Genomic DNA, 15,498 nt, shown 5'->3' with positions numbered 1-15,498 from the left:
GCTGACGATTCAGGCTTCCGGCGCGCAGCGGTCGGTGACGAGTTCCATGCGGGCGAGTGTGAGCAGGCGGGCCGCGTCGCCGTCCGCGAGCGCGGCGGCGTCGGTGCCGAGGGCCTCGACGTCGAGGAGCGATGTCAGCTCCGCCATCCGGTCACGGTCGCCGTGGCCGAGCACCGTGGTGGACTCGCCGTCGAGCCCGCCCTGGACGTCGATCAGCCGCATCACGACGTCGTCGCGCTGGAAGATGGTGCTGCACAGCACGGGGCCGCGCGGATCGTCCACCGCTGCCTCGTCCTGCTGGGCGAGCAGTTCGGCCAACCGCATGCCGCAGCCCTCGCGAGCCGGGTAGTACAACGCCTGCCGCACCGCGTCGGACATCTTCCGCGCCGCCGTCACGTGGTGTACGGCCGGCAGGGCGGCCCGGGTGAAGAACGCCCGCGCGGACGCGGGGTCGTCGAGGTCGCGCTGCTGCTCTAGATAGGGGTTGATGGCCTCCTCGACGGCCCGCACCTCGGGCTGCCGGGCGACGTGGCGCAGTGCGGCCAGCAGGTCGCCCCGCACCTCGATGGCCCGCACCACCCGGTTGCCGTGCATGAACAGGGAGGTGCGGCACAGCCGGGTGTCGTCGTCGACGCGCGGCTCCGGCGAGGTGTAGCCGGAGAGGATCCGGGCGACGGTCTCCTCGCTGCCCGGCTTCACCGTGAAGGTGAGCGCGTGCCTGATGACGCCGTCGCCGATCCTCGGTGCCGCCTGGAGCCGGCGCTGTCCGGAGTCGACGCCCGCCGCCGGGCCGCCGGTCTCCCGGACGATGTGGAAACGCAGCGACCTGGTGTCCCGGACGCAGTTGTGCAGCGGTGCCACCATGTCCACGTGCTCTTCGCTGTTCACCCAGGTGAGGAACGGCGGGGCGCTCTCCCATTCGCTGGTGATGAGCCACTGGGAGGGGTTCTCGATGGACTGGCACAGCTGGTCGCTGACATGTCCGGGAACGGACGCGACCTGGTGGCACAGGTGCTCGTAGGCCTCCAGGAACTCCTGCTGTGCTCCGTCGTAGACGTCGACCAGCAGGACGACACGAAGTCTGGAACCGTCGAACACGGACTGGGAGACACGCTGTGACACCTGTTGTGTCAGCGGTCCCGAAACTCGGTCGGACGTGGTGGTCATCCTGCGCACAGCTCCTTCGTCGGGGGGGCGGGGTGAACGTCGGTCACGGTGATCGACGTCGGCGTTCCTCGATCCTGTGCCGGTCCTGTGAAGAGCGCGACTCGTATGAACTACGTGGGTGACCGGAGGCACCTCAGATGAGGTGGGCGAAGACCACGAGGTTCTCGGTGTAGTCCCGCGCCGTACGGTCGTACTCACCCGCACAGGTGATGAGGCGGACCTCGGCCCGGTCGGCGTCTCCGTAGACGCGATCGTCCGGGAAGTGGTCCTTTTCGAACGTCTCCACGTCGTCGACCACGAAGGACGCCTTGCGCCCGTCGGCTCGCAGGACGTGGAACTTGTCGCCCTTCTCCAGTTCCCCGAGGCCCACGAACACGGCGGGGGACGTCTTGGTGTCGACGTGCCCGGCGATGATCGACGTACCGATCTCGCCCGGCGAGGGTCCCTTCGCGTGCCAGCCGACCAGGTTGATGTCGTCCGGCGGCGGGGCCTCCAACTGCCCCTTGGGGCCGATGGCGAGGTCCGTGAACGGGGCGTCGACCGAGATCTCCGGGATGCGCAGCCGCACGGGCTTCGATCGCGGCAGATGGCGGGTGCTCTTCTCCGCCGGCCGTTCGACCGGCGGCGCCGACACTCCGACCGGCGCGGCGCGCGGCGGGGCCGGGACGTCGGACGGCGGGCTCTCGGTGCCGAACAGACTCACGACGAAAAGCAGGACGGCTACAGCGCTCGTCATCAGGGCGCCCGCGCGGGAACTGTCCTCGGTGGAGGCCGGCTCGTCGGCGGCGGGCGGGGAGGGCGGAGCGGCTGCCACGGAAAGCACCTCACTGGGGAACGGCAGGAGATCGGACGGGTGGGCGGACGGGGTACCGGGAGGGACCGCCGGGGCCGCCACGCGGCGCGCGCGTGGCGGCCGCAGCGGCTATCGCATCCGGCATGGGTCAGACCGCGCTTCCGGCCGACTTCCTACGCCGGGCCGTGTACAGACCGGCGCCGGCGAGAGCCAGCACCGCCAGACCACCGGCGGTCGCGGTCGGAGCGGCGAGGGCGCCGCCACCGGTGTGCACGCCACCACTCGGCTTGTCGTAGTCGCTGCCCCACGAGTCCTTGTTCTCGTCGTCCTTGCTGTAGCCCGAGTCCTCGTGCTTGTCCTTGTAGCCGTGCGAGTCCTCGTCCTTGCTGTAGCCCGAGTCCTCGTGCTTGCTGCCCTTCTCGGAGCCCCAGCTGTCCTCGTTCAGCAGGGTCAGCGCACCGCCGCCCGTGTGAACGCCGCCGCTCGGCTTGTCCTTGTCCTCGTCCTTGTCTTCCTTCTTGTCGTAGTCGTCCTTCTTGTCGTAGTCGTCCTTGTCCTCGTGCTTGTACGAGTCCTTGTCGTGCTTGTCGTAGTCCTTGTCGTGCTTGTCGTAGTCCTTGTCGCCCTTGTCGTAGTCCTTGTCCTCGTCCTTGTACGAGTCCTTGTCCTCGTCCTTGTACGAGTCCTTGTCCTCGTCCTTGTACGAGTCCTCGTCCTTGCTGTCCTCGTTCAGCAGGGTCAGCGCGCCGCCGCCCGTGTGAACGCCGCCGTTCGGCTTGTCCTTGTCCTCGTCCTTGTCCTCGTCCTTGTCCTCCTTCTTGTCGTAGTCGTCCTTCTTGTCGTAGTCCTTGTCGTAGTCGTCCTTCTTGTCGTAGTCCTTGTCGTAGTCGTCCTTCTTGTCGTAGTCCTTGTCGTGCTTGTCGTAGTCCTTGTCGCCCTTGTCGTAGTCCTTGTCCTCGTCCTTGTACGAGTCCTTGTCCTTGTCCTCCTTGCCGTTCTCGTCCTTGCTGTACTCCTCCTTGCTGTAGGAGGAGTCCTCGTGGTCCGAGCCGACGGCCGCGTAGGCGCCGGGGACGCCGATCGCGAGGGCGGCCGAAGCCGCCGAAGCGGCCAGAAGCATACGAGCAGAGCGCATCTGACTTTCCTTTCGTCGACGCCGAGCAGCTGGCACCTAGTCAGCTGATGTACTCGGCCCCGACGTGATCCACCGTCAGTCAGCTTCGGGCGCGCCGCTACTCGGGACGGGCAGTCGGGTGAGGGGGCCGCCCCCCGCTCCCGCCCAAACGAAAGCCGCGCAGGGCGAGATGTCGCCCTGCGCGGCTGTGCGCCATACCCGGTCAGGCCACTGCCAGCACCTCGGCCAGGACCTTCCCCAGGACCGCCACGGGGTCCTGGACGGAGCCCGGCGACCGCCACGCGACGAACCCGTCCGGGCGCACCAGAACGGCGCCTCCCGGCGTCGTGCCGTGCAGGGCGGACCAGTCCGCGTCCGCGTCGGGCGCCACCTCGGCATCCGGTCCGGTACCGACCCGGTACGACGTCAGCGGCACGGACATCTCCTCGGCGAGGCGGACGGCCGCCTCGTGCCACCCGCTCGCCTCACCGGCGTCGCTGAGCAGGACGAGCGAGCGCTCGTACAGGTCGAGTGTGGAGATCCGCTCGCCCTTGCGCCGGAGCCACATGTGGGGCGCTCTGCTGCCGGGCTCACCGGTCAGCTCCAGGCGCTCCGGAACCACCGGGACCGTCGGGTCGGCGCCGACCACGGCGCCGCGCGGGTAGCGGTATCCGAGGGCCACGTTGAGGATGCCGCGCTGAGGGGCGCCCGCGGACCCCGGGGGCGGGGCGAAGCCGGGGTGGCTGTGCTCGACCGACCGGACGGCGGCCCGGGCGCTGGTCGCCTCCGCGACGGGGCGGCGCTCGGCGTCGTACGTGTCCAGCAGGCCGTCACCCGCCCAGCCGCCGAGCACCGCGGCCAGCTTCCACGCGAGGTTGTGGGCGTCCTGGATGCCGGTGTTGGAGCCGAAGGCCCCGGTGGGTGACATCTCGTGGGCCGAGTCGCCGGCGAGGAAGACCCGTCCGACCCGGTAGCTGCGGGCGACACGCTGGGCGGCGTGCCAGGGTGCCCGGCCGGTGATCTCGATGTCCAGGTCCATGTCCCCGACGGCTCGCCGGATGTGCTCGGCGCACCGCTCGTCGGTGAACTCCTCCGTGGTCTCGCCGTTCTCGGGGTGCCACGGGGCGTGGAAGACCCAGTTCTCGCGGTTGTCCACGGGCAGCAGCGCGCCGTCGGCCTCCGGGTTGGTCAGGTAGCAGACGATGAAGCGGCGGTCGCCCATGACGTCGGCGAGGCGACGGGAGCGGAAGGTGATGCTGATGTTGTGGAACAGGTCGCCGGGACCGCTCTGGCCGATGCCGAGCTGTTCGCGGACGGGGCTGCGGGGGCCGTCGGCGGCGACGAGGTAGTCCGCGCGGATGGTGGTGTGCTCGCCGGTGTCCCGGCTCTTGACCACCGCGGTGACGCCGTCGGGGTCGGGGTCGAACGACATCAGTTCGGTGGAGTAGCGCAGATCGCCGCCGATGCGGCCGGCGTGTTCGAGGAGGACCGGCTCGAGGTCGTTCTGGCTGCACAGGCACCATGAGCTGGGGCTGAACCGGGTGAGTCCGCCGCCCGGGTCGATCTCCCGGAACAGCCACTCCCCCGCGTCGCCGACGAGGGTCGGCGTCTGCAGGATGCCGTGGTTCTCGGCGAGCGTGGCGGCGGCCTGCCGGATGCCCTGCTCGACGCCGGCCACCCGGAAGACCTCCATGGTGCGTACGTTGTTGCCCCGGCCGCGGGGGTGGATGGAGGTGCCCGCGTGGCGTTCCACCAGCGTGTGCCGTACCCCCAGTCGGCCCAGGAACACCGAGGTCGACAGGCCGACCAGGGAGCCGCCGACGATGAGCACCGGGACCTTGTGGGTGGTCTGGTCGGCCTGTTCGGCCCTTGGGTTCATGACTCGCCTCCAGCGCGTAGCGTGCACAGTTCCCGGCCTGTTCCGGCCGTGACCTTCATGCATGCCCGGCCTGGCCTGCCGCGACAGGACCACGGCGCACGCTTCACCCGCTTAACCCGCCCGTTTCGCCGTGTCGGCGGGCAGGGCCCCGCGCCCGACCGGCCTCGCCCGCACGGGCGACGGCCGGACGGCGGTGCGGGCGACGGCCGTACGGCGGTGTCGGCGGCCGGGGCGGCCCGGGGTCCCGGGGTGTGCCGGTGACCGGGCCGCCTCGGCCGGACGGGGGACCGCGTCGTCAGCCGACCTGGGCCGCGCGGTCGGTGTCGCTCGGGGTGGCGCCGCCCGTCCGCGCGGACTCCTCGGCGAGGCGCTCCATGCCGCTGGTGGTCTTGAGCGGCTTCTCCTTGACGAAGAGCACGGCGACGAGGGCGAGCAGCGCGAACGGCGTGGCGACGAGGAAGAGGTCGGCGGTGGCGACCCCGTAGGCGTTCTCCACGATGGCCCGCATGGGCGCCGGCAGGGTGGCCATGTCGGGGACGCCGTGCCCGGCGGACTGTCCGCCGGCGGCGCCCGCCTCCGCGACGCTCTTGGTGATCTCCTCCGTGACACGGTTGGCGAGGATCGCGCCGAGCACGCTCGTGCCGATGGTGCCGCCCATGCTGCGGAAGAAGGACAGCACGGAGGTGGCGGCACCCAGTTCGGCGGCGGGGACGTCGTTCTGGGCGGCCAGGACCAGGTTCTGCATCAGCATGCCGACGCCGACGCCCAGGACGGCCATGTAGAGGCTGAGCAGGGCGAAGTGGGTGTCGCGGCCGATGGTGGAGAGCAGGGCGAGGCCCGCGGTCATGACGGCGGCGCCCGCGACCAGGTACACCTTCCACTTGCCGGTGGCGCTGATGATCTGCCCGGCGACCGTGGAGGACACCAGCAGACCCAGGACCATGGGCAGGCTCATCAGGCCGGCGACGGTCGCCGACTTGCCGAGGGAGACCTGGAAGTACTGCGAGAGGAAGACGGTGCCGCCGAACATCGCCACACCGACGAGCAGGCTGGCGACGGTGGTCAGCGTCACGGTGCGGTTGCGGAAGATGTCCAGCGGGATGACCGGTTCGGCGGCGCGCGACTCGACGTAGACCGCGACGGCCAGCAGGACGGCGCCGGTGCCGGTCAGCGCGGCGGTCTGCCAGGAGGCCCAGTCGAACTGGTTGCCGGCGAGCGAGACCCAGATGAGCAGTGCGCAGATCCCCGCGACGATCAGGAAGGCACCCAGGAAGTCGATCTTCACTTCCCGGCGGCGGACTGCGGGCAGCTTCAGGGTGCGCTGGAGCAGCACGATGGCCAGCAGCGCGAACGGCACGCCGATGAAGAAGCACCAGCGCCAGCCGAGCCACGAGGTGTCCACCAGGACGCCGCCGATGAGCGGGCCCGCCACGGTGCCGACGGCGAAGACGGCGCCGAAGATGCCGGAGTACTTGCCGAGCTGCCGGGGCGGGATGATGGCCGCCATCACGACCTGCGCGAGCGCGGTGAGACCGCCCGCGCCGATGCCCTGCGCCACCCGGCTGAAGATGAGCAGGCCCACCTCGTGGGAGAACCCGGCCAGCAGCGAGCCGACCACGAACATGCCCAGGGAGAGCTGGAGCAGCAGCTTCTGGTTGTAGAGGTCGGACAGCTTGCCCCACAGCGGGACCGTCGCCGTCATGGCCAGCAGTTCGGCGGTGACGACCCAGGTGTAGGAGGACTGGCTCGCGCCGAGGTCGGCGATGATCCGGGGCAGGGCGTTGGACACCACGGTGCCCGCCAGGATGGCGACGAACATGCCGGCCATCAGTCCGGACATCGCCTGCAGTATCTGCCGGTTGGACATGGCCGCGGGCGGCGCCTGTTCGGGCGCTGGTGTTGCGTTCACGAGGTCTCTCTCAGATCGGTGGCGGATCGCATACGTCGACGTCCCGGCTCGGGCCGTACCGAAGGGCACCGGGGACATACGGGAGTGGGGCCGTCACGGCGGGGCGGCGGTGGCGGCGGGCCGTGCGGGCGGTGTCAGGGGCGGGCGGCCTGCCTGGGCGGCTCGGAAAGGCCGGCGGCGAGGTGGTCGAACGTCTCGTGGAAGACGTCCAGGAAGGCCCGTTCCTCCTGCCGTACGCACCAGTGCTCGACGGCGACCCGGACCGCCGTGATCCCGACGGCGGCGAGCAGCTGCGGGTAGAGGCCGAGGGCCAGCCGCCGGCCCTCCTCGTCGGCGGGGGGTGCGGCGCGGTCGCCCGCCGGGGGCGGTGTGCCCGCGCCCAGGCGTTCGGCGAGCGCTTCCGCCAGGCCCAGTTCGTCGGCGGTGTGGACGTGGTGGCTGCGCACGAGCAGGCGCGGCGACCGGCGCAGCACCTCCGCGTGCAGCCGCCACAGCTCGTGGTGCTGCTCGACCTCCGCCAGCTCGGCGGCCATGGCCTCGCGCAGGGCTTCCAGCGGGGAGCGGCCGGACGGGGCGTCCAGCACCGCCTGCCGGATGCGGGCGCCCGCCTCGGCGCCGATCATCAGGAAGACGTCGTCACGCGAGTCGAAGTAGTTGAAGAAGGTGCGGGGGGAGACCCCCGCCGCCTCGCTGATCGCTTCGACCGTGACGTTCTCCGCCCCGTGCCGGGCCGCCAGCCGCACCGCCGCTTCCACGAGCGCGGCACGTGTGGCCCTCTTCTTGCGTTCCCGCAGCCCGCCCCGCTCGGGGGCGCTCCCCTCTCCCACGATGTGCATGTTACGCAAACATGCAGAGCCTGCAAAATATGACCACGACTCGGTGATGCGGTGATCCGGTGAGCCGTGATCCGGTGACGCAAGGTCGGGCGAGGTCAGGCGAGGGCGACCAGGTCCCGGTAGTCCTCGTTCCACAGGTCCTCGTCCGCGTCCGGCAGGAGCAGCACGCGGTCGGGCCGCAGGGCGTCGATGGCACCTTCGTCGTGGGTGACCATGACGATGGCGCCGCCGTAGGAGCCGACTGCGGCCAGGACCTCTTCACGCGAGGCGGGGTCGAGGTTGTTCGTCGGCTCGTCCAGCAGCAGCACGTTGGCGCCGGAGTGCACCAGCCCGGCCAGCGCCAGCCGGGTCTTCTCCCCACCGGAGAGCACACCCGCCGGCTTGTCGGCGTCGTCCCCGGCGAACAGGAACGCGCCGAGCACCCGCCGTACCTCGCCGTCGGTCAGATGCGGGGCCGCCGCGGCCACGTTCTCCCGGACCGTGCGCCGCACGTCGAGCGTGTCGTGCTCCTGCGCGAAGTAGCCCAGCCGGAGCCCGGGGCCGTGCACGACGCGTCCGGCGTCGGGCCGTTCCGCGCCGGCGAGGAGGCGCAACAGGGTGGTCTTCCCCGCGCCGTTGAGGCCGAGGATCACCAGGCGGCTGCCCCGGTCGACGGCCAGGTCCACACCGTCGAGGACCCGGTGGCCGCCGTAGGACTTGGCCAGGCTGACGGCGCCGAGCGGGATCCGGCCGCACGGGGCCGGCTCGGGCAGCCGGATCCGCGCGGTCCGCTCGGTGCGCCGGGCCGGCTCCAGCTCGGCCAGCATCCGGTCGGCTCGGCGGACCATGCTCCTGGCCATGACGGCGGTGGCGGAGCGGGCCTTCATCCGGTCCGCCTGGGCGTGCAGGGCGGCGGCCTTGCGTTCGGCGCCCGCCCGCTCGCGGGCCCGGCGCCGTTCGTCGGCGTCCCGCTGGGCCAGGTACGCGGCCCAGCCGGTGTTGTGGACGTCGATGGTGGCGCGCGTGGCGTCCAGGTGGAAGACCCGGTTGACGACGTCGGCGAGCAGCGCGGTGTCGTGGCTGATCACCACGAGTCCGCCCGGGTGGCCCTGGAGGAAGCCGCGCAGCCAGGCGATCGAGTCGGCGTCCAGGTGGTTGGTCGGTTCGTCGAGGAGCAGCGGGCCGTCGTGTCCGGCGAACAGGATGCGGGCCAGTTCCACCCGGCGCTTCTGCCCGCCGGACAGGTCGCCGACCGGCCGGCCCAGCACCCGGTCCGGCAGGCCCAGTCCGGCCGCCACCCGGGCGGCCTCGGCCTCCGCGGCGTAGCCGCCGCCGGCCTGGAAGGCGGCGTCGGCCCGGGCGTAGGCGTTCATCGCCCGCTCCAGTTCCGCCGGGGTGCCGGCGTCGGCCATCGCGGCCTCGGCCCCGCGCAGTGCGCGCAGCGAGCCGTCGAGGCCGCGGGCCGACAGGATGCGGTCGGTCACGGTGACGGTGGGGTCGGCGGCACGGGAGTCCTGGGCCAGGAAGCCGACCGGGCGGGTGCGGGTGATGGTTCCCGCGGCCGGCCTGGACCGTCCGGCCAGGGCGGTCAGCAGGGTGGTCTTCCCCGCGCCGTTGCGGCCGACCAGGCCGATCCGGTCGCCCGGGGAGACGGTGAAGGAGATGTCGGACAGCAGCAGGCGCGCACCGGCGCGCAGCTCGACACCACGAGCAGTGATCATTTGATGACGCTCCGAAATAGCGAGAGGACACACTTCTGGCGTGGAAGCGGGTCCTCGGCTAGGAGATTCGGGGCGTCGGCATGTGGTGCACCGTAGCGCGGACGGCGAGCGGCACGCGCGGCATTTTTTCGACCAGGAGGCCCTACGGGAGTTCCTGCTCGGCCCAGATGATCTTGCCGTCGGTCGTGTACCGGGCTCCCCAGCGGTGGGCGAGCTGGGCGACCAGGAACAGGCCGCGCCCGCCCTCGTCCGTGCTGCGGGCGTGCCGCAGCCGTGGGGCGGTGCTGCTGCCGTCGGCGACTTCGCAGGTCAGGCGGGAGTCGCGGAGCAGCCGCAGACGGATCGGTGGTTCGGCGTAGCGGATCGCGTTGGTGACCAGCTCGCTGACGATGAGTTCCGTCGTCATGGCCAGTTCCTCGAAACCCCAGGCCTGCACCTGGTGCGTCGCGCGGGCCCGGACGTCGCCGACGGCGGCGGGGTCCGCTGGTACGTCCCACGCGACGACCTGGTCGGTGTCCAGGGCCTGGGTGCGGGCCAGGAGGAGGGCGACGTCGTCGGACTGCGGGGCGGACACCAGCCGCTGCACGGCGGTCGCGCAGAGCGTCCCGAGGTCGGGGGCGGACTCGGCCAGGAGCTCGCCGAGCCGGGACATCCCCCGCTCCATGTCGCGGTCGGGACCCTCGATGAGGCCGTCGGTGTAGAGGCCGAACAGGCTGTTCGCGGGCAGCTCGATCTCACCGGCCTCGAACGCCACCCCGCCCAGCCCGAGCGGTGGCCCGGCGGGCAGTTCGGGGAAGTGGGCGTGCCCGTCCGGTGTCACCACGACGGGCGGCGGATGCCCGGCCCGGGCCATCGAGCAGCGCCGGCTGACCGGGTCGTAGACCGCGTACAGGCATGTGGCGCCGAGGAACGCGGTGGTGCTGTCGGTCTCCTCGTCGGCGCACCTCTCCTCGCTGAGCCTGAGCACGAGGTCGTCGAGGTGTGCCAGCAGTTCGTCGGGGCGCATCTCCATGTCGGCGAGCGTCTGTACGGCGGTGCGCAGCCGGCCCATCGCCGCCGCCGCGGTGATGCCGTGGCCGACGACGTCGCCGATGACGAGGCCGACGCGGGCGCCGGACAGCGGGATCACGTCGAACCAGTCGCCGCCGACGCCGCCCGTCGGGTCCGCCGGCAGATAGTGGGAGGCCACCTCCAGTGCCGTTCCGCCGCTCAGGGCATGGGGCAGCAGACTGCGCTGGAGGGTGACGGCCGCGGCGTGTTCCCGGGTGTAACGGCGGGCGTTGTCGACGCACAGCGCCGCCCGTGCCACCAGTTCCTGGGCGACGAGGACGTCGTCGGGCTGGAAGGAGACGGGGTTCAGCGACCGTACGAACGTGGTGAGTCCGAGGACGGTGTCCCGCGCCAGCATCGGCACGGAGATGAGCGAGTGCAGCCCGAACTCGCGGATGCTGGTCGCTCTCTCGGGCTGCTCGGTGACCCACAGTTCGTCGGTCGGGTCGAGGACCGGGACGAGCACCGGCTCGCCGCTCATCAGCGGGTTGATGTCGCGCGGCGGGGGGATGAAGTCCACCCGGTCGCCGATCCGCGCCACGGCCTCCGGGCAGCCCTCCCGCACCGAGCTCATGCCGGCGCGGCGCATCTCCGGGCCGGCGGAGGCCGGTCCCGCGTCGGTCAGCCACGTTCCGTGCCCCGATGTGCTGAGCACGGGTTCCAGGAGGTCGACGACGACGAAGTCGGCGAAGCGGGGCACGACGAAGTCGGCGAGTTCCTGAGCGGTGCGCAGCACGTCCAGCGTCCTGCCGATCCTGGTGCCGGCCTCGCTGACCAGTGACAGCAGCTGGCGGGCGTTCCAGCGTTCGGTGACGTCCAGGACCATGTAGCAGACGCCGGTGATCGACTCGTCCGCGTCCACCAGGGGGAAGAACGAGGTGGAGTAGGCGTGTTGGCGGTGCGGATCGGCCCAGCTCCAGCCGGCGTACTCGTAGTCGGTGACCGGAACGCCGGTGTCCAGCACCTTCCGCATCAGGCCCTCGATGGTGTCCGCCTGGAGCCCGGGCAGCAGTTCGCTCAGGCGGCGTCCCAGCCGCTGTTCGCGGGGCACCCCGCCGAAGCGCTCCAGGGTGTCGTTCACCCAGACGTAGCGCAGTTGGGTGTCCATCACCGCCATGCCGACCGGCGCGCGGGTCAGGAAGCCGTCGAGGACGGAGGCGCCGACCGTCCACTGCTGCCGCTCCTCGCGCGCCGAGACGAGAAAGCACACGTGGTCACCGACCCGGAAGGAGGCCGACACGCGCAGATCGACGTCGACGCGGCTGCCGTCGCGATGGCGCAGGGAGAGGGAACCGCTCCAGCCCATCCCGGCCCGGCACCGTTCGGCGACCCTCCGCGCCCGTACGGGATCCGCGGGCATCGCCACCAGCGGCGCGGCGGAGCGGCCGACGACGTCGCGCGCGCGGCGGCCGAGGAGTTCCTCGGCGCCCCGGGTCCAGCCCAGTACGACGCCGTCCGCGGTCAGCACGGCTGCCGCGTCGGTGGACGCGTCGAAGGAGTCCCGCCGCCCGGCGGACGCGGGCGGATCGGAACCTGCTCGCATGGAATCCATCGGTCCCATCCTTTACAGGACTATGTTCCTGCTAGTCCGGCCGATGTGCACGGGCCCGGAAGGCCGGGGTCGTCCCCCCGGGTACCTCGGGTGGGGCCGGGATATCCCCGGCGGGGCGCTTCGCCGGTCCGGCCCGCGCCTCGCGTCGTCGCAGATCAGCGGTGGGTACGCCGCCCGGACGCGCGCGGGCCGATCACCGGGACTGGGCAACGCGCGGGACCGGATGCAGCATGGAAGAGCCGGTCCTGACAGCCGTACGGCGATGCCGGCACAGGCCGGCCGACCCTGCCGGCCGGTCAGGAGGATCAGGGATGACAGCCGAATCCTTCCCCCCGTCCAAAGGTGACCTGTACGGCTCCGAGTCGTCCGGCCGGACCACCCTGCTGGACGTGCTCAGTGTGGCCGCGCTGGTCCTGGACACCGAGGGGCGCATCGTGTTCTGGACCCCGCAGGCCGAGGACCTGTTCGGATACAGCGCGGAGGAGGCGCTGGGCAAGCCCGCGGCGCGCCTGATCATCCACCACGAGCATCTGCAGGCCGTGGTGAAGCTGTTCGCGGAGGTGCTGGAGACGGGGCGGAGCTGGGCCGGTGCCTTCCCCATCCGGCACAAGGACGGCAGCACCCGGCTGATGGAGTTCCGCAACATGCGGCTGCTGGACGACCTCGGGGACGTCTACGCCCTGGGCCTGGCGGCGGACCACACCCTCCTCCAGCGCGTCGAGACCGATCTGGCGCTGTGCGAGCGGCTGATCAACCAGTCCCCGATCGGTCTGGCCCTGATGGACCCCGAGCTGCGGTACCTGCTGGTCAACCCGGCGCTGGAACGCATCGACGGAATCCCCGCCGAGGACCACATCGGCCGTCACCTGAGGCAGACCCTGCCCTTCCCCGACATGGACACCGTCGAGTCGTGTCTGCGCCAGGTGCTCACCACGGGCACCCCGCTGCTCGACCAGTACCACGTGGGCCGCCCGCCCTCGGAACCCGACCACGAGCACGCCTGGTCCCTGTCCTTCTACCGCCTGGAGGATCCCAGTGGGCGGGTGCTCGGCGCGGCCATGTCCGTCGTCGACGTCACCGAACGGCATCGTTCGGCGATCGAGGCGGACCGGGCCCGGCGGCGCCTGGCCCTCATCGCGGAGGCCTCGACGCGGGTCGGCACCACCCTGGAGGTGCAGCACACCGCCCGGGAACTGGCCGAGGTCGCCAGCCCCGAACTCGCCGACATCGTCGCCGTGGACGTGCTGGACTCCGCCCTGGCCTGCCGCCGCACGCGCAACGCGGACAACGGCCCGGAGCTGTTCCGCGCCCTCGCCATCAAGGCGGCCCACCCCAGTGTGGCGCTGCGCGCCGCCGACCCGCCCGGGGACCTGGCCTCCTACGAGGGCGACCGCCTGGTCACGCTGTGCGTCCACACCGGCCGGCCGGTTCTGGTCCGGCACGCCGACGAGAACGATCTGCGGCGTATCGCCCGGGACGCCGAGGCCACCGCGTTGCTGGCCCGCGCCGGGGTCCACTCGTATCTCGCCGTGCCGCTGATCGCGCACGGCGAGGTGCTGGGCGCCCTCGACCTCAAACGCACCCGGAACCCGGCCCCGTTCGACGACGACGACGTCGTCCTCGCCACCGAGCTGGCCAGCCGGGCCGCCGTGGCCATCGACAACGCCCGCTGGTTCCAGAGCGTGCGCAACACCGCCCTGACCCTCCAGCGCAGCCTGCTGCCCGACCATCCGCCGCACCACACGGGTCTCGAACTGGCCTCCCGCTACCAGCCCGCCCAGGCCACCAGCGAGGTCGGCGGCGACTGGTACGACGTCATCCCGCTCACCGGCGACAAGACCGCCCTGGTCGTCGGCGACGTCATGGGCAACGGCATCGACGCCGCCGCCACCATGGGCCGGCTGCGCACCGCCACCTGCGCGTACGCGGACCTGGACCTCGATCCGGGCGAGGTGCTCCAGCACCTGGACAAGATCACCTGCGACCTGGAGCACTACATCGTCACCTGCCTCTACGCCGTGTTCGACCCCCACACGGGCAAGTGCCGCATGGCCAACGCGGGCCACATGCCGCCCGCGCTCGCCCGCCCCGGCCGCGACCCGGCCCTGCTCGACCTGCCCACCGGGGCCCCGCTCGGGGTCGGCGGCGTCACGTTCGAGACCACCATGACCGAGCTGGGCGCCGGCGATCTGCTGATCCTCTACACCGACGGCCTCGTCGAGACCCGCCAACACCCCATCGACGAGCGTCTGAACGCCCTCCTCAGCTTCCTCGACGAGCCCGAGCGGCCGCTGGAGGAGACCTGCGACCTCCTGCTGTACGGCCTGCGCCACCCCGACGACCACGACGACGTCGCGCTCCTCGTCGCCCGCGCGCTGTGAGCCGGCACGCGCGAGACGGCCGGGGTGCCGCCGTCGGGCACGCGATCAGTGCCCGGACCCGGCCGCCAGTTCCCCGAGGAGTGCCCAGGTGCGCCGCCGGTCGGCCTCCCCCGCGATGTCCGTCCCGGCGAACACCACCTCGGTGGCCCCGGCGTCCCGGTACCGCCGCACTTCGGCCGCGATCGTCTTCTCGTCGCCGATCACCGCCACGTCCGCGGCCCGCCGGCCGCCGGAGAGTTCGATGACGCGCGCGTAGGACGGGATCTGCTCGTAGAACGCGAGCTGCCCGGCGGCCTTCTCCCGTACGGCGTCGACGTCGTCGGTGACCACGCCGTGCACCAGTGCGACGATCCGGGGCGCGGGCCGGCCGGCCGCGCGCGCCGCCTCCGTCACGGCGGGGACGATGTGCTCGCCCAGCGCGCGCGGCCCGGCGAGATAGGGCAGGATCCCGTCCGCCAGCTCACCGCTGACGCGCAGTGCCTGCGGGCCCATCGCGGCGACCAGCAACGGCACTCCGCCCTCGGCGCCCGGCACGCGCGCGGGGATCGGGGTGGCCGCGGTGAGCAGTTCGCCGTGGAAGTCGGCGGACCCGTTCTCGGTGAGCTGCCGCAGCGCGGTGAGGAACTCGCGCAGCAGCGCGACGGGCCGGGTGAAGGGGATGCCGAAGCCCGCCTCGGTCAGCAGCTTGGTGCCGAGGGCGAGTCCGAGGTGGTAGCGGCCGTGCGTGGCCGCCTGGGCCGTCTGGGCCTGGCTGGAGACCAGCAGGGGGTGGCGGCCGAACACGGGGATCGCGGACGTGCCCACGTGCAGGCCGGGCACCTCACGTCCCACGATCGCCGCCAGCAGGGGTGAGTCCGCGCCGAAGGTCTGCCCGAACCAAGCCGATCCGAGTCCTGCCTCCGCGGCTTGGCGCGCGAGCCGCACACTGGCGTCGATCTGGTTGTCGGAACCGGTCGCGTCGAGTGTTACTCCTATAGCCATGTCTATGCCAACCAGCGGCGTTCACGGGTCCATTCCGGTTCCCGTGTGACGTCTGCGTGTCAGTCGTGTGATCCCGGTTCGCCCATCGTCCGTACCGTCGTTCCCTTGACCCTCACACCGTGTCAGGCAGTCAGCT

General features: G+C 71.7%; 10 protein-coding genes. 1 reads left to right on the top strand and 9 read right to left on the bottom strand.

What is annotated here, in order from left to right; translation table 11 throughout:
- Positions 1-9 precede the first annotated feature (9 nt).
- The 8 genes from AMK31_RS30420 to AMK31_RS30385 all read right to left on the bottom strand — a co-directional run bounded on the left by AMK31_RS30420 (position 10) and on the right by AMK31_RS30385 (position 12,000).
- Positions 10-1,167, bottom strand: a complete 1,158-nt coding sequence (locus tag AMK31_RS30420; RefSeq protein ID WP_073943899.1) for a SchA/CurD-like domain-containing protein — start codon at positions 1,165-1,167, stop codon at positions 10-12.
- 133 nt (positions 1,168-1,300) lie between these two features.
- Positions 1,301-1,981: a class F sortase gene (locus AMK31_RS30415; protein ID WP_073943965.1), complete on the bottom strand. Its 681-nt coding sequence runs from the start codon at positions 1,979-1,981 to the stop codon at positions 1,301-1,303.
- Positions 1,982-2,108: 127 nt separating this feature from the next.
- The gene (locus AMK31_RS40520; RefSeq protein ID WP_241842758.1) at positions 2,109-3,095 is read right to left on the bottom strand and encodes a hypothetical protein; all 987 of its coding nucleotides are present in this window, start codon (positions 3,093-3,095) and stop codon (positions 2,109-2,111) included.
- A 202-nt stretch (positions 3,096-3,297) separates the two neighbouring features.
- Positions 3,298-4,953: an FAD-dependent oxidoreductase gene (locus AMK31_RS30405; protein ID WP_073943898.1), complete on the bottom strand. Its 1,656-nt coding sequence runs from the start codon at positions 4,951-4,953 to the stop codon at positions 3,298-3,300.
- A gap of 295 nt (positions 4,954-5,248) precedes the next feature.
- Positions 5,249-6,820, bottom strand: a complete 1,572-nt coding sequence (locus AMK31_RS30400) for an MDR family MFS transporter (protein ID WP_198948602.1) — start codon at positions 6,818-6,820, stop codon at positions 5,249-5,251.
- A 176-nt stretch (positions 6,821-6,996) separates the two neighbouring features.
- A complete protein-coding gene (locus AMK31_RS30395; RefSeq protein WP_073943896.1) occupies positions 6,997-7,698 on the bottom strand; it encodes a TetR/AcrR family transcriptional regulator in 702 nt (233 codons plus the stop codon).
- 95 nt (positions 7,699-7,793) lie between these two features.
- Entirely contained in the window at positions 7,794-9,398 is a 1,605-nt protein-coding gene (locus AMK31_RS30390) for an ABC-F family ATP-binding cassette domain-containing protein (protein WP_198948596.1), read from the bottom strand.
- 142 nt (positions 9,399-9,540) lie between these two features.
- Positions 9,541-12,000 carry a SpoIIE family protein phosphatase gene (locus AMK31_RS30385; RefSeq protein ID WP_073943895.1) on the bottom strand — a complete coding sequence of 820 codons (2,460 nt, stop codon included), beginning with the start codon at positions 11,998-12,000 and terminating at the stop codon, positions 9,541-9,543.
- A gap of 311 nt (positions 12,001-12,311) precedes the next feature.
- Here AMK31_RS30385 and AMK31_RS30380 point away from each other — a divergent pair, with 311 nt between their 5' ends.
- Positions 12,312-14,381 (top strand): SpoIIE family protein phosphatase, encoded by a 2,070-nt coding sequence (locus AMK31_RS30380; protein ID WP_073943894.1) that lies wholly within the window; start codon positions 12,312-12,314, stop codon positions 14,379-14,381.
- 45 nt (positions 14,382-14,426) lie between these two features.
- Here the strand turns inward: AMK31_RS30380 and AMK31_RS30375 are convergent, their stop codons facing one another.
- The gene (locus AMK31_RS30375; protein WP_073943893.1) at positions 14,427-15,362 is read right to left on the bottom strand and encodes an LLM class F420-dependent oxidoreductase; all 936 of its coding nucleotides are present in this window, start codon (positions 15,360-15,362) and stop codon (positions 14,427-14,429) included.
- Positions 15,363-15,498 lie beyond the last annotated feature (136 nt).

It is taken from the genome of Streptomyces sp. TSRI0107, from assembly GCF_001905845.1.
In the GTDB taxonomy this organism is placed as follows: domain Bacteria; phylum Actinomycetota; class Actinomycetes; order Streptomycetales; family Streptomycetaceae; genus Streptomyces.
Note: the sequence above shows the minus strand (reverse complement) of the source record. Positions and strands in the feature narration are given on the sequence as shown.

Excerpts from the sequence above, each read along its gene's own strand:
- AMK31_RS30400 (WP_198948602.1), bottom strand. The coding sequence starts at position 6,820 with ATGTCCAACCGGCAGATACTGCAGGCGATGTCCGGACTGATGGCCGGC.
- AMK31_RS40520 (WP_241842758.1), bottom strand. The coding sequence starts at position 3,095 with ATGCGCTCTGCTCGTATGCTTCTGGCCGCTTCGGCGGCTTCGGCCGCC.
- AMK31_RS30380 (WP_073943894.1), top strand. The coding sequence starts at position 12,312 with ATGACAGCCGAATCCTTCCCCCCGTCCAAAGGTGACCTGTACGGCTCC.
- AMK31_RS30405 (WP_073943898.1), bottom strand. The coding sequence starts at position 4,953 with ATGAACCCAAGGGCCGAACAGGCCGACCAGACCACCCACAAGGTCCCG.
- AMK31_RS30390 (WP_198948596.1), bottom strand. The coding sequence starts at position 9,398 with ATGATCACTGCTCGTGGTGTCGAGCTGCGCGCCGGTGCGCGCCTGCTG.
- AMK31_RS30395 (WP_073943896.1), bottom strand. The coding sequence starts at position 7,698 with ATGCACATCGTGGGAGAGGGGAGCGCCCCCGAGCGGGGCGGGCTGCGG.
- AMK31_RS30385 (WP_073943895.1), bottom strand. The coding sequence starts at position 12,000 with ATGGATTCCATGCGAGCAGGTTCCGATCCGCCCGCGTCCGCCGGGCGG.
- AMK31_RS30375 (WP_073943893.1), bottom strand. The coding sequence starts at position 15,362 with ATGGCTATAGGAGTAACACTCGACGCGACCGGTTCCGACAACCAGATC.
- AMK31_RS30420 (WP_073943899.1), bottom strand. The coding sequence starts at position 1,167 with ATGACCACCACGTCCGACCGAGTTTCGGGACCGCTGACACAACAGGTG.